Raw genomic sequence first — 20,514 nt, 5'->3', positions numbered from 1 at the left:
CGTCCCCCATGACAGAGTCTTCACGCGGCGGTGCCACGCCCGCGGTACGCCTGTGCGACATCTCCAAGCGCTTCGGTGCGGTGCAGGCCAACCGGGCGGTCAGCCTGTCGGTCTCGCCCGGCACGGTGCATGGGTTGGTCGGCGAGAACGGTGCCGGCAAGAGCACGCTGATGGCCATCCTCTACGGCTACTACCATGCCGACGAGGGCCACATCGAGATCAACGGCCAGCGCGTCCAGATCGCCAATTCCCATCAGGCCATTGCCTTGGGGATCGGCATGGTCCATCAGCATTTCATGCTGGTGGACACCTTGTCCGCGCTGGACAACGTGATGCTGGGCGCCGAGCCCGCCTTCTTCCTCTCCCGCGCCAAGCGCCAGGTGCGCCAGCAGTTGGAAGCGCTGATGCGCGACACTGGCCTGCAGGTGCGCCTGGATGCCACTGTTGCCGACTTGCCGGTCGGTGAACTGCAGCGGCTGGAGATCCTGAAGGCGCTGTACCGAGGCGCCCGGATCCTGATCCTGGACGAACCGACGGCGGTGCTTACGCCCCAGGAAACCGATCAGCTCTTCGAGGTGTTGCGTCGGCTGCGCGAGCGCGGCACCACCATCTTGCTGATCACGCACAAGCTGCGCGAGGTGATGGCGCTGTGTGATGCCGTCACCGTGATGCGCGCTGGTGCCGTGGTCAAGACCACGGCGATTGGCAGCACCAATGCCGAAGATCTGGCCGAGAGCATGGTCGGCCGCAAGGTCAACCTGGGCCGGGCCGGCGGCGCCGTCCAGCCGCAATCCCAGCAACCGGTGTTGAGTGCGGAAGGCCTGAGCGTGGCCAGCGGTGCCGGCGTGCATCTGCTGACCAACGTCAGCGTGTCCCTGCGTCCCGGTGAGATCGTGGGTGTGGCGGGTGTGTCGGGCAACGGCCAGAGTGAGCTGCTGGAGGTGCTGGCGGGCATGCGTGCGCCGGACGCCGGTGCCTTGCATGTGGCGGGCAGTGATTTCCGCGCCGCCAGCTGGCTGGACCCTCGTACGGCACGAGAACTCAAGCTGGCCCACGTGCCGGAAGATCGCCACCTGCTGGGCATGGTGCTGAGCTTCCCCGCCTGGGAAACCGCTGCGCTGGGCTATCACGAGCAGGCGCAATACGGCGCCGGCCCGCTGCGGCTGGCCATGAACCAGCGCCACCTGCGCGCCCAGACCGCGAAGATGATGGAGGACTTTGACGTCCGTCCGCGCAATGCCGAGCTGGGCTCCTCCAAATTCTCAGGCGGCAATCAGCAAAAGTTGATCCTGGCGCGCGAGATCGGGCAGCACCCCGCCGTGCTGCTGGTCGGCCAGCCGACCCGGGGCGTCGACATCGGCGCCATCGAGTTCATCCACAACCAGCTGCGTCGTCTGCGCGACGCGGGCTGCGCCATCTTGCTGGTCTCCAGCGAGCTGGACGAAATCCTGGCCCTGGCCGACCGAGTCGTGGTGATGAACGCTGGCCGCATCACTGGTGAACTCTCCATCGACCAGTGCACCGAAAAGAACCTGGGCCTGTTGATGGCCGCCACCCCTGATGCCGCGCCGCACACCGACCGCGCCAAGGCCGAAGAAGCCGCGAAAGCCACGACGTCATGAGTAGCCAAGCCTTGCAAATGCCGCGCTGGATGGATCTGGTGCTGTTGCCGCTGTGGAACCTGCTGATTGCCCTGCTGGTGGCCGGCGGCGTGGTGCTGCTGATCGGCGCGAGCCCGGTGCAGGCCTTGTCCGTGCTGCTGGAAGGCGCCCTGGGCAGCGCCCGCGGGCTGGGCTACACGCTCTACTACACCACCACCTTCATCTTCACCGGCCTGGCCGTGGCCGTGGCCTTCCACGGCGGCCTGTTCAACATTGGTGGGGAAGGGCAGGCGACGCTGGGCGGTGTGGGCGCCGCGCTGCTGTCACTGTGGCTGGGTCCCCGGCTACCGGCCGTGGTGATGCTGCCGCTGGCGGTGCTTGCGGCCGCGGCATTTGGCATGTTGTGGGCGGCGGTGCCGGGTTACCTGCAGGCCTGGCGCGGCAGCCATGTGGTGATCACCACCATCATGTTCAATTTCCTGGCCGCCAGCCTGAATGCCTATCTGCTGGTGAACTGGCTGCGCCCGGCTGGCTCGATGTCGGTGGAAAGCAGTGACTTTGCCGAATCGGCGCGCATGCCTGCCATCCATGAGCTGGCCGCGAAGCTGGGCTGGGAGATGCCCTCGTCGCCGCTGAACCTGTCCATCGTGCTGGCGGTGCTGGCCTGTGTCTTTGTCTGGTGGTTCCTGTGGAAGAGCCGGGCGGGCTACGTGCTGCGCGCCGTGGGAGCCAACCCCAACGCCGCGCACTACGCCGGCATCCGTCCGCGCTGGCAGGTGCTGGCCGCCATGGGGCTGTCCGGCGCGCTGGCAGGCCTGGTCGGCATCAACGAGATCGCGGGGGTGCAGGGCAAGCTGACCCTGGACTTCGTGGCCGGTGCCGGCTTCACCGGCATTGCGGTGGCCCTGATGGGGCGCAACCATCCGGTGGGCATCGTGCTGGCTTCGTTGCTGTTTGGCGTGCTGTACCAGGGCGGCGTCGAGGTGTCCTTCGAGGTGCCCGGCTTCAGCCGCGAGATGGTGGTGACGGTGCAAGGCCTGATCGTGCTCTTTGCCGGTGCCATGGCCATGGTGAGTGCACCAATGTTTGCAAGGCTCTATACCGGGCTGTCACGCCGCGCACGGGTCAGTGCGGCCACCGGCAAGGGCGAGGGGAAGACTCATGGATGAGGTGCTGATCGGGTCGGTCCTGGCCTCGACGCTGCGCGTCACCACGCCGCTGTTGTTTGCTGCCCTGGCGGGCCTGCTGTCCGAGCGCTCGGGCGTGGTGGATATCGGCCTGGAAGGCAAGATGCTGGCTGCCGCCTTTGCCGCTGCCGCCGTGGCCAGCGTGGCGCATTCGGCGCCGCTGGGCATTGCTGCAGCCATCGTGGTGGCGTGCGCCATGTCGGCGCTGCACGGTTTTGCCTGCGTGACGCACCGGGGTGACCAGGTCGTCTCCGGCGTGGCGCTCAACATGGTGGCGGCCGGCCTCACGGTGGTGCTGGGCATAGCCTGGTTCGCCCAGGGCGGCCAGACGCCGCCGATCGACGCCTCGCAGCGTCTCACCGGCCTGCTGCCGCAATGGGCCGAACCGGTGCCCGGCAGCTGGGCGGGTTCGGTGCTGGGCCATGGGCTGCTCAGCCACAACGTGCTGGTCTACCTGGCCTTTGCCCTGGTCTTTGTGGTGTGGTTCTTTCTGGAGCGCACCCGTCCTGGCCTGCGCCTGCGTGCGGTGGGCGAGAACCCGGCGATGGTGGACGCGGCGGGTGTGTCCGTGCCGCGCCTGCGCTACACGGCCCTCCTGCTCAACGGTGTGCTGTGCGGCCTGGGCGGTGCCTACCTGACGCTTGCGCAGAACGCCTCGTTCTCCCCCAACATGACAGCCGGCCGAGGCTTCATTGCCCTGGCTGCGATGATCTTCGGCAAGTGGAAGCCGCTGCCCACGCTGGCGGCCTGCCTGCTGTTCGGGTTCCTCGATGCGATGGCGATCCGCCTGCAGGGTGTCTCCCTGCCGGGCATTGGCGAAGTGCCGGTGCAGGCGATCCAGTCCTTGCCCTACATCCTGACCGTGGTGTTGCTGGCCGGCTTCATCGGGCAGGCGATTGCGCCCAAGGCGCTGGGCAGGTCCTACGTCAAGGAACGGTAGGCTCAACGGTAGGCGCTACACGCCGACGCAATGCACCCGCGTGCCGACGCCGCGGGAAGCCGGGCCTCTGACGCCTGGCGATAGAAGGGGATGGCAATGCAGATTCCAGGTTTGACCGATCAATTGGTGCAGCAACTGCTGAAGGCGGCCATGGACGCCCGCCAGCATTCCCACGCGCCGTATTCCAACTATCTGGTGGGCGCGGCGGTGCTGGACGAGCATGGCCGCATCCACGCGGGCTGCAACATCGAGAACGCCGCCTACCCGCAAGGCTGGTGTGCCGAGACGACGGCCCTGAGCCACATGATCATGGCGGGCGGCCGCACGGCCCGGGCCGTCATGGTGACGGGTGCGGGCAGCGAGATCATCACGCCGTGTGGCGGATGCCGGCAGAAGCTGCGCGAGTTTGCTCAGCCCACCGACCTGATTGTCATCGCCGGGGACGCCAGTGGCGTGCGCGCGCACTGGACGCTGGAGCAGTTGCTGCCCGCCAGCTTCGGCCCCGATCATCTCAAGAACGCCTGAAGGAGAACCCATGTCTTTGCCCTTGCAAGGCGCCGCGCTGGACGCCGCCATCACCACCAGCATCGCCACCCTGAAGGCCACCTTCGGTGACCAGGCGCCCGAAGTCGCCGTGGTGCTGGGTTCCGGCTGGGGCGGCGCGGTGGAGCAGCTGCAGGACCAGCAGCACCTGCCCTATGCCCAGCTGCCGGCCTTCCCGCAGCCCAAGGTCGAAGGCCACGTGGCCGAAGTGACGGTGGGCCGGGTGGGTCAGCAACGTGTGGTGATGCTGCGCGGCCGCGCCCACACCTACGAAAGCGGCGATTGCACCGGCATGGCCGGTGCCATTCGCAGCCTGAAGGCCTGGGGCGTGAAGGTGCTGCTGCTGACCAATGCGTCCGGCAGCCTGCGCGCGCACATGCCGCCGGGCAGCCTGGTGATGATCTCGGATCACATCAATGCGCCGCAGCGTTCGCCGCTGACTGGCCTGCCGGGCAACGATCGTTTCACCGACATGAGCCATGCCTACGACGGCGAACTGCGTCAGCAGGCCTTGAAGGTGGCCAAGACCCACAGCATGGTGCTGGGGCAGGGCGTGTATGTCTGGGCGGTGGGCCCGCAGTTCGAGACGCCGGCCGAGATCCGCATGTTCGCCGCCTGGGGCGCGGATGCCGTGGGCATGAGCACCGTGCCGGAAACCATCCTGGCCCGTCATGCCGGCCTGCGCGTGGCGGGCCTGGCGCTGATTACCAACATGGCCGCCGGCATGTCCGACGAGGCGCTGACCCACGCACTCACCCTGCAGCAGGCCAAGGCCTCGGGCGACCGGGCGGCGGCATTCCTGGGCCAGTTCCTGGCCTCGTTGGCAACGCTGGATTCCATTCACGCCTGAGCATCGGCAGGTGCAAGATGGGCAGGGCTCTCGCTGCGCAGGCGCGAGCTGCTGAGATTCTGGGTGTTGCGGTCCACGCGCCGGGCTCACAAGGTCGGGCGGTCGGTGGGCTGGCATCACCAACAAGGGAGTAGTGAAGCATGAAGACCGACATGAGTCTCGAACAAGCGGCGCGCCTGGCGCTGCAGTGCCTGGATCTGACCAGCCTGAATGATGGCGACACCGCCGCCACGGTCGACGCGCTCTGCCGTCGCGCCGTGGGCCCCGAAGGTCGTGGCCCTGTGGCAGCGGTCTGTGTGTGGCCCCGATTCGTGGCGCAAGCCCGCGCGGCCTTGCCCGCCGGCATCCATGTGGCCGCCGTGGCCAACTTCCCCGATGGCAGCCTGGACCTGGACCGGGTGCTGCGCGAGGTGGGCGAGATCTTCGGCGCGGGTGCGCAGGAAGTGGATGTGGTGCTGCCTTACCGTGCGTTGATCGAAGGCCGGCATTCCGAGGTGGCCGAGTTTCTGTCCGAAGTGCGTCATGCCACCCGGCCGCTGACGCTCAAGGTGATCATTGAATCCGGTGAGCTGACCTCCTCCGAGCTGATCGCCGATGCGACTCGTCTGGCCCTGATGGCTGGTGCGGACTTCGTCAAGACCAGCACGGGCAAGACCAAGGTTTCCGCCACGCTGGCGGCGGCCACCGTGATGCTGCACGAGATCCAGGCCAGTGGCCTGGGCAACGCGGGTTTCAAGGCCTCTGGCGGTATCCGTTCGGTGGTGGATGCGCGTGCTTATCTGCAGCTGGCTGCGCAGGCGCTGGGTGTGGAGGCCCTGCAGGCAAGACGTCTGCGCTTTGGTGCCAGTGGCTTGCTGGACGACATTGAAGCGGTGCTGGCCGGTCAGGCCAGCCAGGCTGTCAACAGCGTGTACTGAAGGCGGCCTGCTCATGCTGGTTCAAGAAATCATCCGCACCAAGCGCGAGGGCCTGGCCCTGGACGAAGCGCAGATCCAGCACTTTGTGCGGGGCCTGGTGGACGGCAGCTGGAGTGAGGGGCAGGTGGCGGCCATGGGCATGGCCATCTTCCTGAAGGGCATGGGCCGTGCCGAAGCCGTGGCGCTGACGCGCGCCATGATGCACAGTGGCCGTGTGCTGGCCTGGCCGGACATGCCCGGGCCGGTGCTGGACAAGCATTCCAGTGGCGGGGTGGGCGACAAGCTCAGCCTGATGCTGGCGCCCCTGGTGGCTGCCTGTGGCGGTTATGTGCCGATGATTGCGGGCCGTGGCCTGGGCCACACCGGTGGCACCGTCGACAAGCTCGAAGCGATCCCGGGTTATGGCACGGCGCCGGCACCGGCCGACTTCGACCGCATCGTCCGTACCCTGGGTTGCGCCATCATTGGACAGACGGGCGACCTGGCGCCGGCCGACAAGCGTTTCTACGCCACGCGCGACGTCACTGCCACGGTGGAGAGTGTGCCGCTGATCACGGCCAGCATCTTGTCCAAGAAGCTCGCCGCTGGTCTGCAGGGCCTGGCGATGGACATCAAGTGCGGCAATGGCGCCTTTGCTGCCACGCCGGCTTTTGGTGAAGAGCTGGCGCGCAGCATCGTGGAGGTGGCTGCGGGGGCGGGCTTGCGCACCCATGCGCTGATCACCGACATGAACCAGGTGCTCGGTGCCGAGGTCGGCAATGCGCTGGAAGTGCAGGGCGCGCTGGACTACCTGACCGGTCGTGTCCCGCGCGAGGTGCGCACCCACGAAATCACCTTGGCACTTGCCGCCGAGATGTTGCTGATGGGGGGCTTGGCCAAGAACCTGACCGACGCGCGTCAGCGGCTGCAGGCGGCACTGGACAGTGGCGCCGCCGCCGAGCGCTTTGCACGCATGGCGGCCGCTTTGGGCGGCCCGGTCGACCTGCTGGAGAAATCCCACCTCTATCTGCCGGCGGCACCGGTGGTGCGGCCTGTGCCGGCCTTGCAGTCCGGGCGGATCACGGCCATGCAGACTCGCGAGATTGGATTGATCATTGTGGAACTCGGTGGTGGTCGTCGGCTGCCGGGTGACGTGTTGGACATGCGTGTGGGTTTCAACGGCATGCGCCAGCTGGGTGACGTGCTTGCAGCGGGTGAACCGCTGGCCTTCGTCCATGCTGCGACGGAGGCCGCAGCGGATGCTGCTGCAGCGCGGCTGCAGGCAGCGATGACCTTGAGTGATGCCTCTGCGCCCTGGACTGCGTCACCGTTGGTGATGGCACGATTGGCTTGATGTGAGAGTGCTGCTGGCGCGCAGAGATGCATGCGCTGCATGAGCTGCACGAACTGCACAACTGCACAACTGCACAACTGCACGAAGCGGTATGTAGTTGTGGGCGGGTGCATGAGGTCGAGCTGAGCATGTCTTTAGACCCCCCCCTGTCTTGATGGGGGGTGGTTTTCGAAGTTGATTGGCGCAGACCACATCGGCGCAGTGCTGGGTTTGGGAAGGCGGCGGCCCGGGTGCCTTTTGCGTAAGTCAGGGAAGGAATGGCTGGCGAAGCCAGACAGGAGGGACATGGAGCAAAAGGTACCCGGGCCGGCGCCTTCCGGCGCATGAACCTGCTGGCGCGTCCCTGCGCATGAATCGGCTGGCGAGTCCCTGCGTGAACCGGCGCCGGTGCTTCCTGGCGCATGCACCGACGGGCCCGTTCAGGCGCATTGAACCGACCTGGCGCGTCCCGGCACACTGTGCCCGTAAAATCGCGCCTTTCGTCGGCGCCCGACGCCGACTTTCTCTTCTGCTGTTTTCATCCATGTCCCACCCCACCCCCGCCCAGCCCGAGATTCACGGCACCGACCTGCAAGACGAGGCGGCAGAAGACCCAGGCGTGGAAGACAGCAGCACCGGCACCGGCAAGGGCACAGACGTAGACCCCCGCCGCGCCCGCATCCGCAGCTTTGTCGTGCGTCCTGGCCGCATGGGCACGGGCCAGATCAAGGCCCTGGCCGAGCTGGGCCCTCGATTCATTCTGCCTTTCGAGGAGCGCCCCCTCGACACTGCCCAGGTCTTCGGCCGCCAGGCACCGGTCGTGCTGGAGATCGGGTTCGGCATGGGCGCTGCCACGGCGCAGATTGCGCACAGCTTGCCCGATCATGATTTTCTCGGCTGTGAAGTGCACGAGCCCGGTGTTGGTGCGCTGCTCAAGCTCATTGGCGAGCAGGACATCCCCAACATCCGCATTTTCCAGCACGACGCCGTGGAAGTGCTCGAGCACATGGTTCCTGAAGCCTCGCTGGCCGGCGTCCACATTTTCTTCCCGGACCCCTGGCACAAGAAGCGCCACAACAAGCGCCGGCTGATCCAGGCGCCGTTCGTGGCCAAGCTCGTCAAGCACATTGCACCGGGCGGCTATCTGCACTGTGCCACCGACTGGGCGCCCTATGCCGAGCAGATGCTGGAGGTACTGAGCGCCGACCCACACCTGCGCAACACCGCCCCGGATGGCGGCTACGCACCCAAGCCTGCCTATCGCCCGCTCACCAAGTTCGAGAACCGCGGCATCCAGCTGGGCCATGGCGTCTGGGACTTGGTATTCCAGAAGAAATAGGCTCAACCCGCGACTGATGTCCCTCCGATCTGCGTTTCGCGCAGCCGGTACGCGTAGCCAGGTGACCAAGGTCAATTGACGCCAGACGGGTAGCCCATCCGGCGGTGGGGCCAGGCCTGCACTGATAGAGTTGTCTGCTATGTCCGAATCCAATCCTCTGGCCGGCAAGCACCTGCTGCTGGGCCTCTCTGGTGGCATCGCCTGCTACAAGATCGCCGAACTGACCCGCCTGCTGGTCAAGGCCGGTGCCACGGTGCAGGTCATCATGACCGAGGCGGCCGAATCCTTCATCACGCCGGTGACGATGCAGGCCCTGTCCAACCGTCCCGTCTATACGAGCCAATGGGATGCGCGCCCGGACAACAACATGGCGCACATCAACCTCAGCCGTGAGGCGGACGCCATGCTCGTGGCGCCTGCCAGTGGCGACGTGATTGCCAGGCTGGCCCAGGGCCGTGCCGACGATCTGCTGACCCTCACCGCGCTGGCCCGGCCGGCGCTGCGCTGCGCCCTGCTGGTGGCCCCCGCGATGAACCGCGAGATGTGGGCCCATCCCGCCACCCAGCGCAACCTGCGCCAGATTACTGAAGACGGCGCCGTGGTGCTGGGCGTGGGCAATGGCGACCAGGCCTGCGGCGAAGTGGGCGACGGCCGCATGCTCGAACCCCAGCAGCTGCTGGAGCTGGTGGTGGCGCACTTCCAGCCCAAGGTGCTGGCGGGCCGCAAGCTGCTGATCACCGCCGGCCCCACTTACGAGGCCATCGACCCCGTGCGTGGCATCACCAACCGCTCCAGCGGCAAGATGGGCTTTGCCGTGGCCCGCGCAGCCGCCGAGGCCGGTGCCGAGGTCACGCTGGTGGCGGGGCCTGTGCATCTGCCCACGCCGCAGGGCGTGCGGCGCATCGACGTGCAGAGCGCCCGCGACATGCTGGACGCCGTCCTGCCCCTGGCCGCCTCCCACCAGGTCTTTGTGGCCACGGCTGCGGTGGCCGACTGGCGGCCTGCCCAGCAGCAGATGCACAAGATCAAAAAGAATGCGGCGCCGGGCCAGGCCGATATCCCTCGGCTGGAACTGGCGGAAAACCCGGACATCCTGGCCACTGTGGCAGCCTTGCCGCATCCACCTCTGTGCGTCGGATTTGCGGCGGAAAGCCAAGACTTGGTCAAGCATGCACGGGAGAAGCGCCAGCGCAAGAATGTGCCGCTGATCGTGGGCAACATCGGGCCAGCCACCTTCGGGCAGGACGACAATGCGCTCGTGTTGGTGGATGCGCGTGGAGAACGCGAGCTCTCCCGTGCCGACAAGCTCACGCTGGCGCGGGAGCTGGTGCGCGAGATCGCCCAGCGCCTGACCACCTACAACGCCTGAAGCTGCCCCAACCTGTTTGAACCTGCCTGAACCGGTTGAAGCCGCTGGCCCCCCCCAGTTCATTGCAGGCCATCCCCGGTCATCCCCGGTCATTCCCGGTCATTCCCGGTCATTTGGAATGGCCGGTGGCCTGCCCAACCCTTGCTTGTTATGACAACCATCGATCTGAAAGTGCTGGACCGCCGCATGGCGGAGCAACTGCCGGCCTATGCCACGCCTGGCAGCGCCGGCCTGGACCTGCGCGCCTGCCTGGACACCGCCATCACCCTGGCCCCCGGTGAAACCACTCTCGTGCCCACCGGCCTGTCCATCCATATCGGCGACCCCGGCCTGGCCGCGATCATCCTGCCGCGCTCCGGCCTGGGCCACAAACACGGCATCGTGCTGGGCAACCTGGTCGGGCTGATCGATTCGGACTACCAGGGTCAACTGATGGTCAGTGTCTGGAACCGCGGCCAGGAGGCCTTCACGCTTCAACCGATGGACCGCATGGCGCAACTGGTGATCGTGCCGGTGGTGCAGGCCCAGTTCCGGTTGGTGGAGGACTTCGATGCTTCATCGCGGGGCGAGGGCGGGTTCGGCTCGACGGGCAAGTGTTGAACACGGGGGCGGGCATTCCACCCACTTAGACGTGGGACGCTTGCCAGTTGTAAGAGTGAGGGGCGGCCGATTTGGCAGTGCTCTGAGCTATCGAAATCTGCAACTTTGCTTGAAATACTGGCGGCCTTCCGACTGTGAACGCCGTCCATGCCGAAAGCCCCCGAGGTATTCGAATCCCCGCCACCCGAGCCAGGCCATCGGCTCTCTCAACTCATTGCGCGCCTGGGTGGCACGCTGCAGGGGGAGGACCGGCTCATCCAGCGTGTAGCCGCTTTGGAGGATGCGCGCGCTGACGAGATCAGCTTTGTGGCCCATGCGCGCTACACAAAGCGGCTGGACGAATGCCGCGCCGGCGCTTTGATCGTCAAGCCGGAATTCATCCCGGCCGCCGAGCAGGCCGACCGTAGCCTGATCGTCACTCCCGATCCCTACCTCTACTTCGCCCTGCTGCAGCAGATGCTGCATCCGCCGCAGCCTCTGTGTGCGGACCGGCACCCTTCGGCAGTCATTGGCGAGAATCCAACCATTGGCATCGGGACCGAGATCGGCCCGATGGTGTGCATCGGAGACCGGGTGCGCATCGGCGCGCGCTGCCGGTTGATGGCGGGGGTGGTGATCGGGGATGACGTGATCATTGGCGACGATGTGGTTCTGTACCCGCGTGTCACGATCTATGCCGGGTGCGTGCTGGGGCACCGTGTGCGGATCCATAGCGGGGCCATCATCGGTGCGGACGGGTTCGGCATGGCCTGGGACGGGCAGCGTTGGCAACGCATCCCGCATACCGGCGGCGTGGTGTTGCATGACGATGTGGACATTGGCGCCAACACCACCATCGACCGGGGGGCGCTGGCCGATACGGTCATCGAGTCAGGTGTGCACATCGACAACCTGGTCCAGATTGCCCATAACGTTCACATCGGGGCTCACACGGCCATCGCGGCCTGCGCGGGCGTGGCGGGAAGCGCCCGGATTGGCGCGCGGTGCCGCATCGGCGGTGCTGCAGTGATTGTCGGCCACCTGGAAATTGCAGAGGGCACCATCATCAGCCCCGGCTCCCTGGTGCCCAACAGCCTGCGCGAGCCGGGCCGCTACACCGGGCTTTACCCCTTGCTGCCTCATCGCGAATGGCAGACATCGGCGGTCTATACGCGGCAACTGGGTCGGCTGGTGGATCGCATCCGAGAGATTGAATGCGCGTTCGAAGTGCTGGCGGCGGGGCTGGCCAAGCCCACAGCCAGGGAGTTGGAGGGTGGCCCGACCAATGGAATGCCACATTGAGCATCATGCCGCCGATGAGTGGCGGCTATGACGGCGACCTACAGCGGCCCCACTTGTAGCGACCGCCTGTAACGACCACCTGTAACGACCACCTGTAGCGCTTACCTATGGCTCTCGCCGATGACAGCGCCTAGGCCGCCAGCCCGAACCACCACGAATCGTCAATGCAGCAGCGGCTCGTCGTCCTGCGTCGGGCCATTCAGCACGGTCAGGCCGGAGTCTCCCAGGGTGCCGGCTTCGATTTCTTCCTCGGTCGCCTCGCGTACGTCGCACACGGTGACGTGGATGCGCAAGCCGATGCCGGCCAGCGGGTGGTTGCCGTCCAGCACCACGTGCTCGGGATAGATCTCCGTCACGGTGTAGATGCGGCCTGCGGGCATGTCCGGTGTGGCCGCGCCTTCTGGAAGGCCTTCGAACTGCATGCCCACCACGACGTTCTCCGGGAAGATGTCCCGAGCCTCGAAGCACACCAGACCGCTATCGTAGTCACCGAAGGCGTCTTCGGGCTGGAGTGCCACACTGATTTCGTCGCCTACGACGTGGTCGGCAAGCGCCTCCTCGACTTTGGCAAACAGGTCATCGCCGCCGTAGAAAAACTCCATCGCAGGGTTGAGTTCTTCCACGGACTGGCCTTGGGCATCTTCCAGTCTCCACGTCAGGGAGACCACGCAGGGGGCAGTGATTTGCATCAACGGATTCTCTCACGGCCCTTCAGGCACTGGTTGGACCGAGGACAATGCAGGAATGACCGCCAAGAACGCTACCACCGCCCCAACTTCCAAAGCTGCCGCTGCTGCCAGGCAGGATGCCCACCGCGGTGCCGTCCCCACCAAGAAGCTCAAGCCGGCCCAAACGGAGCAAACGGCCAAAACAGCCAAAACGGCCAAAACGGCCGCTGAAGCCATTGAGGCCGCTGAGATCGGTAAGGTCGCTGAAGCTGCAAAGACTGCTAAAGCCGCAAAAGCCCCGCAAGCCACGAAAGCCACGAAAGCCACAGTTGCCGTTAAGGCCACCAAGGCCTCGAAGTCTGGTGCCCGTAGCGTCCGTCCCGCGCAGCGCCCTGGGTTGGACATCACCCAGCCCACGGAACTCCTGGGTGGCTTGAGTCCGGAGCAATTCATGAAGCGCCACTGGCAGAAGAAGCCGCTGCTGGTGCGCCAGGCCCTGCCGGGCATCACGGCACCCGTGGATCGCGCCACGGTGGCGCAACTGGCGGCCAGCGATGAGGTCGAATCGCGGCTGGTCACTCAGCAGCCTGGTGGGCGCTGGTCCCTGCGCCAGGGGCCTATCGCCAAGCTGCCGGCCTGGAGCAAGCCGCAATGGACGGTGTTGCTGCAGGGCCTGGACCTGCACGTGCCTGCCGCCCATGAGCTGCTGAGCCGGTTCCGCTTCGTGCCGGAAGCGCGGCTGGATGACTTGATGCTTTCCTATGCCAGCGAGGGTGGGGGTGTCGGCCCCCACTTCGACTCGTATGACGTTTTCCTGATCCAGGTCAGCGGCCGTCGCCATTGGCACATCGGCCGCCGCGGCGTGGCCACGTCGGGTGAGCTGCGCGGTGACGTCCCGCTCAAGGTGTTGGCCGACTTCACGCCGGAGCAAGATTTCATCCTGGAGCCGGGAGACATGCTCTACCTGCCTCCGGGCTGGGCCCACGATGGTGTGGCTGTGGATGGGGACTGCATGACGGCATCGGTGGGCTTCCGTTCACCCTGGCGCGCGGAGCTGGCCAATGAACTGCTGGTGCGCCTGACTGACGAAGGCGACGAGAGCACCGCCGGGTCCGACCGCATGTATGTGGACCCGCTTCAGGAAGCCACGTCGGCGCCTGGCCTCATTCCCGAACAGCTGCTGGCCTTCGCACGTGAGGCGGTGCTCAAGGCGGTGCATGACCCCCTGGCACTGGAGCGGGCCCTGGGCGAGGCTCTGACCGAACCGAAGCCGCGTGTGTTCTTCGAACCTGGCGATGCGTTGCCGGAGGGCCTGAATGCCCGGCTGGATGCCCGCACCCGCATGATGTATGACGCGGCCCATATCTTCATCAATGGTGCGGCCTTCCGTGCCGGCGGCCGCGATGCGACCTTGATGAAGCGGCTGGCAGACCAGCGCCGCCTCCTGGCGGCAGATGTGGCAAGGCTGAGCGAAGGGGCACGTGATTTGCTGGACCAATGGACGGAGGACGGCTGGGTGCAGCCGGACTGAATCACCACATCCGCGGTGCTGGTCGCAGCTTCGGTTTTTCGAGGAGTCGGGTGATGGAATTGAAGGACGGTGTCTACGAATCCCGGGACCAGATCCAGCAGTTGCTGTTGCAAGTGCTGGTGAGGTCTGCTGCCGAGGGCGGTCGTGAGCTGTGCTGGATGGATGCGGATTTCGCCGACTGGCCACTCTCGGATCCGACCCTGCTGGGCGCGCTCAACGCCTGGGCCTTGCCGCACCGCCGCCTGCACCTTCTGGCCACCGACTACGAGCCATTGCGCCGCGCACACCCGCGCTTTGTGCAATGGCGGCAATTGCACGACCGTGTCATCTCGGCCAAGTCCTTCGAGGCTTCCGACCCGCCAGAGCGCAGCCAACCCTCACCAGTGGGGGTGGTGCTGGCACCTGGATTGCTGGTGTTCAAGCGATGGACGGCCACACGTGCCTCCGTGAGCCTTGGCAATGCCCGGGAAGAGGCCACGACACGGGAGTGGTTTGACGCTATTGAGCAACGCTCTACCGATTCGTTTGCGGGCACCACCTTGGGCTTGTAAGGAGATTACAAACTGATGGCTATAATCTTTGGCTAGGCGTGGGAAGCGCTCGAGGTTTTCCACGTCTTGGTCTGCTTGAAGTTCGTACTGTCTTTGCCGTGTTTGCCCGTGGTTTCTATGGGTTGGCCTCTTGGACTCTCGTACGACTTCATTAATTACCGGTAATTGATTGTTCGTCTAAAAGTTACTTGAGGACAAGTATGAAAAAGTCGATCCTGTTGGCCTCCCTGCTGGCCGCTGTTGCACTGACCGCTTGCGGCAAGAAGGAAGAAGCTCCGGCTCCTGCCCCCGTCGCTACGCCCGCTCCGGAAGCTTCGGCTCCCGTCATGGCTCCGGTGGATGCCGCTTCGGCTCCTGCCGTTGACGCTTCGGCTCCTGCTTCGGCCGCTAGCAACTAAGACGATCTTTCGTCCCTGAGAAAGCCGCCTGGGCCATGCCCTGGCGGCTTTTTCTTTGGGGGCTCCAAGTAATGGAGTATCTGCCGGGCTGATATTAGAGTGGATATTCAATACCCAAAGAAAAACGCCACCCCCGGGGTGGCGTTTTGCATGCAGTTTGTGCATGAAGCGGCAGGGACGGGCCTGACCCGTCCAGCGCTTCAGCGCAGATCTTCCAGCAGCAATTGCAGGATGCGCTTGGCCATTTCGTTGGTCTGCTGCTGACCCTTGTCGTCGAGGATGACCACGGTCGAGCGTTCGCCCTCGGACTTGACCGACACGCGATAACGCACAGAGCCCGCGCTCTTGTCCCCACCGAACAGGCGCGACCAGAAGCCCGGCTCTTCCTTGCCGGCCTGGTTGGGGTCGGCATAACGCAGGAAGAACAGGCCTTGCTTGCGGTCCCGGTCTTCGATGGTGAAGCCATGGCGGTCCAGCGACTGGCCGACCCGGCGCCAGGCGCGGTCAAAACCTTCATTGAGCTGGATGCTGTCCGGCACTTCGGCCAGCGAGCGCGGCGTCGGTGCGGCGCGGCCGTCGAGGGCCGGGGTCGGCGGCACCTTGTTATCGACCACGGCCTGGGCTGCGTCTTCCTTGCCGCCCAGCTTCAACAGCAGGCGCGACAGCATGATGGACTCCAGCTCCGGATCCGATGGGCGCGGTTGCCAGGCCGTGTCGTCCTTCTGGGAGTTGGTATAGACCTCGATCATCCCGCGGTGGGAAATATAGATGTCGGTGCCGCCGTTGGGGTTGCGTTCCACACGTGTGCGGTACTTGTCTCGCTCACCCGTGGAATAGATGGAATCCAGGATCGTACCGATGGACTTGCGGATGAAGTCCAGGGGCAGCTTGGCGCGGTTTTCCGCCCAGTTGGTTTCCATCACACCGATGGTCGGGTCGTCCGATTCGACCTGCAGGCCGCGCTCGCCCCAGAAGGCCTTCAGTTGGGGCCACAGCTCTTCCGGCGTCTGGCTGGTGTGCAGCCAGCGGGTGTTGCCCAGGCGCTGGACTTCCACATCACCGGCCTTGGCCAGGGCGATGGTGTTCGGGGTGGCGCCGGTGGGGCGTTGGGCCGTCGGCTGGGTGGCCAACTGCGCGGCGCTCACCGTGCCGCCCACCGGGCGGGTTTCGCGCGGCAGTTGGGTCAGGTCGGGCGGCACATCGAGGCCGGTGGTCTGCTTGGCCTGTGTCTTGTAATCGACCTTGTCACCGGAGGTGATGCTGTCCAGCGAGCTGCACGCCGCCAGCGAGGCCACTGCCACCAGGCAGGCCAGGCGCACCGGGGTGGACGCGCAGGAATCGGGAAGGGAACGAGTCACGCTAGACATCTCCGTTTGGTCGCCGCGGCCCAGCCGCATTCAGAAACAGGGTGAGAGGGGATTAGAGCAGGCATTACAGCAGACCGGCTTCGCGCATGGCCGCCTCGACCAACTGCTGGCCCTGGGCCGTCAGCGGGGTGAGTGGCAGGCGAAGGTGGTTGCCGCAGCGGCCCATCTGGGTCAGGGCCCACTTGGTCGGGGCCGGGCTGGGCTCGCAGAACAGTTGCTTGTGCAGGCCCAGCAGCTTGAAGTGGAGTTCGGTGGCTTCGCGGACACGGCCTTCGATGGCGGCCACGCACATCTTGTGCATGTCTCGCGGAGCGACGTTGGCCGTCACGCTCACATGGCCACGGCCACCCAGCAGCATCAGCGCCACGGCGGTGCCGTCGTCGCCGGAGTAGATGCCGAAGTGCTTCGGGGCATGCTTGATCAGCCAGGCGGCCCGCTCGATGTTGCCCGTGGCTTCCTTGATGCCGAACACACCGGGCAGCGAGGCGCAGCGCAGCGCGGTTTCCGGCGCCATGTCTGCCACCGTGCGGCCGGGCACGTTGTACAGCATCATCGGAATGTCCACCGCTTCGGCGATGGCCTTGAAGTGCTGATAGATGCCTTCCTGGGAAGGCTTGTTGTAGTAGGGCACCACCGACAGCGTGGCATCCGCGCCCACCTGCTTGGCGAAGCGGCTCAGCTCGATGGCCTCGGCCGTGGAGTTGGCGCCCGTACCGGCCAGGACCGGCTTGCGGCCTTTCACGTGCTCGACGGCCACGCGGATGACCTCACGGTTCTCTTCCATCGTGACGGTGGGGGATTCACCCGTGGTGCCGACCACGCCGATCACGTCCGTACCTTGGTCGATATGCCAGTCGATCAGGGCACGCAGCCCATCGAAGTCGATGCGGCCATCTTCATGCATCGGCGTGACCAGCGCGACGATGCTGCCAACAATTGCGTTCATTGAGGATTCCTCGAGATCGGACGGATTCTACTGAAGCGGCGGGCCGTCCCCGGCCACCTGGTGGCGGGCGGGGCGTCCCGGTGCCAGATCAGCCCTGCTGGAGCTGGTAGCGGGGGTAGGCGCCTGCCTCTGTGCCTGTTTCGCGAACCGCAGCAACGCGCTGGACGTAACGTCCGTTGACTGGCGGCGTGTTTCCTTCCACCGTGCCCTGCGCAGGTGCTTGCCCCTGGAGGAAGCCATCCTCGAAGCCCACCACCCGCAGGCCGGTGCAGACTGTTAGCAGTTCACCGGGCCGCAGCAGGAAGCTGGGCCGGGCAGGGCGGCCGATGGTCTGCTGGCCATCGGTAAAAGTTTCGTAAATCAGCCAACCGCCAGGCGCCACGGCGTTTTTGACGCGGTCCAGCAGTGGCCGCCAGAGGTAGTTGGTGACCAGGACCAGGTCGAACTGCCGCCCTTCCAGGGGCCACGGCCCGTCTTCGATATCGACCTCGATGAGCTCCACCGAGGGAACGCCCTTCAATCCGGCCAGGGCAGGGGCGTCCCGATCCACGCCCGTCACGCGCATGCCGGCTTCCGCCAGCAGGCGCACATGGCGGCCGCTGCCACAGGCCAGGTCCAGGGCGGTGGCGCCCGGCCGCGCCCAGGCCTGCGGCCAGCGCAGGAGCCAGTCGCTGGGGCGGCTCGTCGGTCCGTGGGATGCAGCAGCGGGAGGGGGGCTGGACAACGGGCTCATTGGGGACGCTGCTCCCGCTTCAGCGCCTGCATGGCCATGCGATCGACCAGGGCAGGGGCCAGCAGCTTGAGCCAGCGGCCCAATTTGCCCTTGGTGGTCATCACGATGTCCCGCTCGCGAGCAAGCAGGCCGTTCAGGATCAGCCGGGCGCAGGTCTGCACGCTCATGGCGCCCCGCTCGTCCAGGCTGCTTTGGCCCGAGGCCTCACCCCGGGCGTTGAAACCCCGGTAGCGGATCTGGGTGTCCACCACCCCCGGGTAGGCGATGGTGACGCTCACCCCGTGTGGCGCCACCTCGGTGCGCAGGGCCTCGAAGAAGCCGGTCATGGCGAACTTGCTGGCGCTGTAGGCGGTCCGGCCGGGAATGCCCAGCAGACCGGCCAGGCTGGACACGGCCACGATGCGCCCCCTGCTGGCCTTGATGGCGGGCAGGGCGGCCTGGGTGCACCAGGCCGAGCCCCACAGGTTGATCTGCATGAGCCGCTGGTACCAGCCCAGGTCCTTGACCTGATCAAACAGCGCATGGGCCGACATGCCGGCGTTGTTGACCAGCACGTCAATGCCGCCAAAGGTGCCCAGCGCCGCGTGGATCAACGCCTGGCAGGCGGACGGATCCTCCACGTCGCAGGGTTGCACCAGGGTGCGGGCGCCCAGCGCCTCGCATGCCGCAGCCACCTCGGCCAGCTTGTCCTGGCTGCGGGCGGCCAGCACCAGCGACAGCGTGGCGCCGTCTCGCTGGGCCCACTGCCGAGCCAGCTCCGCGCCGATGCCGTCCGATGCACCGGTGATGATCACGACCATGTTGTCTCCACCCAGTGACTGGGATTGTGGGTATATCCGGGAGGCCTCGGTCAGAAGCAGGCCCAGAGTTGATCTGCCAAGTGTTGCATCAGCGAGGGCTGCAGGTAGGCCAGGAAAACCAGGGCCAGCACCGCCAGCGCGCCCAGCCGCAGGAGCACGGCCCGCCAGGCCCCGCGGGCATGCCGTGGCGGCCGGGATGGCCGTGACGCCGTGTGGCGGAGGTCGCTCATGGCTGTGGCCTCGCTCGCACCGTGGCCGGGGTGGTGCGCCGGGCAATCGCGGTTTCTCGCACTGGCAGGTTGGCCAGCATGGCCATGATGCCCAGCGCAATGGCCAGCCACCACACCACGTCGTAGCTGCCGGTGGCGTCATACAGCTTGCCGCCCAGCCATACCCCCAGGAAACTGCCGATCTGGTGGCTGAAGAACACGAAGCCGCCCAGCATGGACATGTGCTGCACGCCAAAGATCTGCGCCACGATGGCATTGGTGGGTGGCACAGTGGAGAGCCAGAGCACCCCCATGACAGCAGCAAAGACGTACACGCTCCAGGGAGACAGTGGCACCTGCAGGAAGATCAGGATGACCACCGAGCGCAGGCCATAGATGGCAGAGAGCAGGTAGCGCTTGGGCAGGCGTTGGCCCAGGGTGCCGGCGGTGTAGGTGCCGAAGATGTTGAACAGCCCGATCAGCGCCAGGGCCATCGTGGCGACCTGAGGCGACAGGCCATGGTCCTTCAGGTAGCTCGGCATGTGCACGCCGATGAACACCACCTGGAAGCCGCAGACGAAGTAACCCAGCATCAGCAGTTGGAAGCTGCGATAACCGAAAGCTTCCCGCAGCGCCTCACCGATGCTCTGGTGAGGGCCGCTACTGCGGCGTGCCACCTGCGGCTCCCGCAGCCCCAGGGCCAGCGGGATGATCAGGCAGGCGGCCAGGGCCATCGCAAACAGGGCGTTCTGCCAGCCGGTGTAGCCGATCAGCCAGTTTTCCACCGGCACCATCAGGAACTGGCCAAAGGAGCCGGCGGCGGCGGCCACCCCCATGGCCCACGAGCGCCGTTCAGGGGCGATCTGCCGGGCGATGACGCCGTACACCACCGCATAGGTGGTGCCGGACTGGGCCAGGCCGATCAGCACGCCAGCGCTGCCCAGGAAGCCAGCGGCGGTGTTGGACACCGCCATGAGCGCCAGCCCGGCGGCATAAAGCAGGGCGCCCACCACCAGCACCCGCAGGGCGCCAAAACGGTCCGCCAGCATGCCGGCGAAAGGGCCGGCGACGCCCCAGGCGAGGTTTTGCACGGCCAGGGCCAGAGAGAAAGCTTCCCGGGTCCAGCCCCGGTCCACAGTGATGGGGGTGAGCCACAGCCCGAAGCCATGGCGGATGCCCATGGACAGCGTCACGATGGCCGCGCCGCACAGCAGCACCTGCTGAAGGCTGAGTGAAGCGCCGCCCTGGGCTGAAGGGTGGGGCGGGCCGGACGGCGAGGCGGGGGCGGGCTGCGAGCTCATGGGCGCACTGTAGCGTTTTGAGGGTCGCCAGGGTTGACGCCGAGTTGACGTTGGCCGGGTGGCCCTCGACG

21 protein-coding genes are annotated in these 20,514 nt (G+C 66.1%); 14 read left to right on the top strand and 7 right to left on the bottom strand.

Annotated elements, in window-relative coordinates; translation table 11 throughout:
* Positions 1-8: 8 nt before the first annotated feature.
* From BMY53_RS14040 to lpxD, 11 genes are all read left to right on the top strand, one after another.
* Positions 9-1,622 carry an ABC transporter ATP-binding protein gene (locus BMY53_RS14040; RefSeq protein ID WP_092947094.1) on the top strand — a complete coding sequence of 538 codons (1,614 nt, stop codon included), beginning with the start codon at positions 9-11 and terminating at the stop codon, positions 1,620-1,622.
* Entirely contained in the window at positions 1,619-2,770 is a 1,152-nt protein-coding gene (locus tag BMY53_RS14035; protein ID WP_092947093.1) for an ABC transporter permease, read from the top strand. Before BMY53_RS14040 ends, BMY53_RS14035 begins: the two co-directional genes overlap by 4 nt.
* Positions 2,763-3,728, top strand: a complete 966-nt coding sequence (locus BMY53_RS14030) for an ABC transporter permease (RefSeq protein ID WP_092947092.1) — start codon at positions 2,763-2,765, stop codon at positions 3,726-3,728. The genes BMY53_RS14035 and BMY53_RS14030 overlap by 8 nt, the downstream gene beginning before the upstream one ends.
* Positions 3,729-3,824: 96 nt before the next feature.
* A complete protein-coding gene (locus tag BMY53_RS14025; RefSeq protein ID WP_218151233.1) occupies positions 3,825-4,253 on the top strand; it encodes a cytidine deaminase in 429 nt (142 codons plus the stop codon).
* 10 nt (positions 4,254-4,263) lie between these two features.
* Positions 4,264-5,121 carry a purine-nucleoside phosphorylase gene (locus BMY53_RS14020; RefSeq protein ID WP_092947090.1) on the top strand — a complete coding sequence of 286 codons (858 nt, stop codon included), beginning with the start codon at positions 4,264-4,266 and terminating at the stop codon, positions 5,119-5,121.
* Between the two features lie 152 nt (positions 5,122-5,273).
* Positions 5,274-6,038, top strand: a complete 765-nt coding sequence (gene deoC / locus BMY53_RS14015; RefSeq protein WP_092947166.1) for a deoxyribose-phosphate aldolase — start codon at positions 5,274-5,276, stop codon at positions 6,036-6,038.
* Positions 6,039-6,051: 13 nt separating this feature from the next.
* On the top strand, positions 6,052-7,371 hold the full coding sequence (gene deoA, locus BMY53_RS14010; protein ID WP_092947089.1) for a thymidine phosphorylase: 1,320 nt from the start codon (positions 6,052-6,054) through the stop codon (positions 7,369-7,371).
* 523 nt (positions 7,372-7,894) lie between these two features.
* Complete coding sequence (trmB, locus tag BMY53_RS14005) at positions 7,895-8,689, top strand: tRNA (guanosine(46)-N7)-methyltransferase TrmB (RefSeq protein ID WP_092947088.1); 795 nt, start codon at positions 7,895-7,897, stop codon at positions 8,687-8,689.
* 139 nt (positions 8,690-8,828) lie between these two features.
* Positions 8,829-10,058 carry a bifunctional phosphopantothenoylcysteine decarboxylase/phosphopantothenate--cysteine ligase CoaBC gene (gene coaBC, locus BMY53_RS14000; RefSeq protein WP_092947087.1) on the top strand — a complete coding sequence of 410 codons (1,230 nt, stop codon included), beginning with the start codon at positions 8,829-8,831 and terminating at the stop codon, positions 10,056-10,058.
* 150 nt (positions 10,059-10,208) lie between these two features.
* Positions 10,209-10,658 (top strand): dUTP diphosphatase, encoded by a 450-nt coding sequence (gene dut / locus BMY53_RS13995; protein ID WP_092947086.1) that lies wholly within the window; start codon positions 10,209-10,211, stop codon positions 10,656-10,658.
* A gap of 147 nt (positions 10,659-10,805) precedes the next feature.
* Positions 10,806-11,939: a UDP-3-O-(3-hydroxymyristoyl)glucosamine N-acyltransferase gene (lpxD, locus tag BMY53_RS13990; RefSeq protein ID WP_092947085.1), complete on the top strand. Its 1,134-nt coding sequence runs from the start codon at positions 10,806-10,808 to the stop codon at positions 11,937-11,939.
* Between the two features lie 161 nt (positions 11,940-12,100).
* On the opposite strand, the gene BMY53_RS13985 is transcribed toward lpxD, so the two are convergent.
* Positions 12,101-12,628 (bottom strand): FKBP-type peptidyl-prolyl cis-trans isomerase, encoded by a 528-nt coding sequence (locus BMY53_RS13985; protein ID WP_092947084.1) that lies wholly within the window; start codon positions 12,626-12,628, stop codon positions 12,101-12,103.
* A gap of 376 nt (positions 12,629-13,004) precedes the next feature.
* Here BMY53_RS13985 and BMY53_RS13980 point away from each other — a divergent pair, with 376 nt between their 5' ends.
* From BMY53_RS13980 to BMY53_RS26705, 3 genes are all read left to right on the top strand, one after another.
* The gene (locus tag BMY53_RS13980) at positions 13,005-14,138 is read left to right on the top strand and encodes a JmjC domain-containing protein (RefSeq protein ID WP_092947083.1); all 1,134 of its coding nucleotides are present in this window, start codon (positions 13,005-13,007) and stop codon (positions 14,136-14,138) included.
* A gap of 53 nt (positions 14,139-14,191) precedes the next feature.
* Complete coding sequence (locus tag BMY53_RS13975; protein ID WP_092947082.1) at positions 14,192-14,689, top strand: hypothetical protein; 498 nt, start codon at positions 14,192-14,194, stop codon at positions 14,687-14,689.
* A gap of 200 nt (positions 14,690-14,889) precedes the next feature.
* Positions 14,890-15,087 (top strand): hypothetical protein, encoded by a 198-nt coding sequence (locus BMY53_RS26705; RefSeq protein WP_092947081.1) that lies wholly within the window; start codon positions 14,890-14,892, stop codon positions 15,085-15,087.
* Between the two features lie 200 nt (positions 15,088-15,287).
* Here BMY53_RS26705 and bamC read toward each other — a convergent pair whose 3' ends face one another.
* From bamC to BMY53_RS13940, 6 genes are all read right to left on the bottom strand, one after another.
* Positions 15,288-16,445, bottom strand: a complete 1,158-nt coding sequence (bamC, locus tag BMY53_RS13965) for an outer membrane protein assembly factor BamC (RefSeq protein ID WP_404947876.1) — start codon at positions 16,443-16,445, stop codon at positions 15,288-15,290.
* A gap of 73 nt (positions 16,446-16,518) precedes the next feature.
* Positions 16,519-17,400, bottom strand: coding sequence for a 4-hydroxy-tetrahydrodipicolinate synthase (gene dapA / locus BMY53_RS13960; RefSeq protein WP_092947080.1), 882 nt, complete (start codon positions 17,398-17,400; stop codon positions 16,519-16,521).
* Between the two features lie 88 nt (positions 17,401-17,488).
* On the bottom strand, positions 17,489-18,133 hold the full coding sequence (locus BMY53_RS13955; RefSeq protein WP_092947079.1) for a class I SAM-dependent methyltransferase: 645 nt from the start codon (positions 18,131-18,133) through the stop codon (positions 17,489-17,491).
* Positions 18,130-18,933, bottom strand: coding sequence for an SDR family oxidoreductase (locus BMY53_RS13950; protein WP_092947078.1), 804 nt, complete (start codon positions 18,931-18,933; stop codon positions 18,130-18,132). The genes BMY53_RS13955 and BMY53_RS13950 overlap by 4 nt, the downstream gene beginning before the upstream one ends.
* Positions 18,934-18,983: 50 nt before the next feature.
* The gene (locus tag BMY53_RS13945) at positions 18,984-19,163 is read right to left on the bottom strand and encodes a hypothetical protein (RefSeq protein ID WP_092947077.1); all 180 of its coding nucleotides are present in this window, start codon (positions 19,161-19,163) and stop codon (positions 18,984-18,986) included.
* Positions 19,160-20,443: an MFS transporter gene (locus BMY53_RS13940; protein WP_092947076.1), complete on the bottom strand. Its 1,284-nt coding sequence runs from the start codon at positions 20,441-20,443 to the stop codon at positions 19,160-19,162. Before BMY53_RS13940 ends, BMY53_RS13945 begins: the two co-directional genes overlap by 4 nt.
* Positions 20,444-20,514: the final 71 nt, after the last annotated feature.

Origin of the sequence: Roseateles sp. YR242 (assembly GCF_900109745.1) — a bacterium.
Taxonomy (GTDB): Bacteria; Pseudomonadota; Gammaproteobacteria; order Burkholderiales; family Burkholderiaceae_C; genus Roseateles.
This window is presented reverse-complemented; position numbering and strand designations above follow the sequence as displayed.

What these genes read in the sequence shown, in the direction of transcription:
- BMY53_RS14040 (WP_092947094.1), top strand. Translation starts at nt 9, where the DNA reads ATGACAGAGTCTTCACGCGGCGGTGCCACGCCCGCGGTACGCCTGTGC.
- BMY53_RS14035 (WP_092947093.1), top strand. Translation starts at nt 1,619, where the DNA reads ATGAGTAGCCAAGCCTTGCAAATGCCGCGCTGGATGGATCTGGTGCTG.
- BMY53_RS14030 (WP_092947092.1), top strand. Translation starts at nt 2,763, where the DNA reads ATGGATGAGGTGCTGATCGGGTCGGTCCTGGCCTCGACGCTGCGCGTC.
- BMY53_RS14025 (WP_218151233.1), top strand. Translation starts at nt 3,825, where the DNA reads ATGCAGATTCCAGGTTTGACCGATCAATTGGTGCAGCAACTGCTGAAG.
- BMY53_RS14020 (WP_092947090.1), top strand. Translation starts at nt 4,264, where the DNA reads ATGTCTTTGCCCTTGCAAGGCGCCGCGCTGGACGCCGCCATCACCACC.
- deoC (WP_092947166.1), top strand. Translation starts at nt 5,274, where the DNA reads ATGAGTCTCGAACAAGCGGCGCGCCTGGCGCTGCAGTGCCTGGATCTG.
- deoA (WP_092947089.1), top strand. Translation starts at nt 6,052, where the DNA reads ATGCTGGTTCAAGAAATCATCCGCACCAAGCGCGAGGGCCTGGCCCTG.
- trmB (WP_092947088.1), top strand. Translation starts at nt 7,895, where the DNA reads ATGTCCCACCCCACCCCCGCCCAGCCCGAGATTCACGGCACCGACCTG.
- coaBC (WP_092947087.1), top strand. Translation starts at nt 8,829, where the DNA reads ATGTCCGAATCCAATCCTCTGGCCGGCAAGCACCTGCTGCTGGGCCTC.
- dut (WP_092947086.1), top strand. Translation starts at nt 10,209, where the DNA reads ATGACAACCATCGATCTGAAAGTGCTGGACCGCCGCATGGCGGAGCAA.
- lpxD (WP_092947085.1), top strand. Translation starts at nt 10,806, where the DNA reads ATGCCGAAAGCCCCCGAGGTATTCGAATCCCCGCCACCCGAGCCAGGC.
- BMY53_RS13985 (WP_092947084.1), bottom strand. Translation starts at nt 12,628, where the DNA reads ATGCAAATCACTGCCCCCTGCGTGGTCTCCCTGACGTGGAGACTGGAA.
- BMY53_RS13975 (WP_092947082.1), top strand. Translation starts at nt 14,192, where the DNA reads ATGGAATTGAAGGACGGTGTCTACGAATCCCGGGACCAGATCCAGCAG.
- BMY53_RS26705 (WP_092947081.1), top strand. Translation starts at nt 14,890, where the DNA reads ATGAAAAAGTCGATCCTGTTGGCCTCCCTGCTGGCCGCTGTTGCACTG.
- dapA (WP_092947080.1), bottom strand. Translation starts at nt 17,400, where the DNA reads ATGAACGCAATTGTTGGCAGCATCGTCGCGCTGGTCACGCCGATGCAT.
- BMY53_RS13955 (WP_092947079.1), bottom strand. Translation starts at nt 18,133, where the DNA reads ATGAGCCCGTTGTCCAGCCCCCCTCCCGCTGCTGCATCCCACGGACCG.
- BMY53_RS13950 (WP_092947078.1), bottom strand. Translation starts at nt 18,933, where the DNA reads ATGGTCGTGATCATCACCGGTGCATCGGACGGCATCGGCGCGGAGCTG.
- BMY53_RS13945 (WP_092947077.1), bottom strand. Translation starts at nt 19,163, where the DNA reads ATGAGCGACCTCCGCCACACGGCGTCACGGCCATCCCGGCCGCCACGG.
- BMY53_RS13940 (WP_092947076.1), bottom strand. Translation starts at nt 20,443, where the DNA reads ATGAGCTCGCAGCCCGCCCCCGCCTCGCCGTCCGGCCCGCCCCACCCT.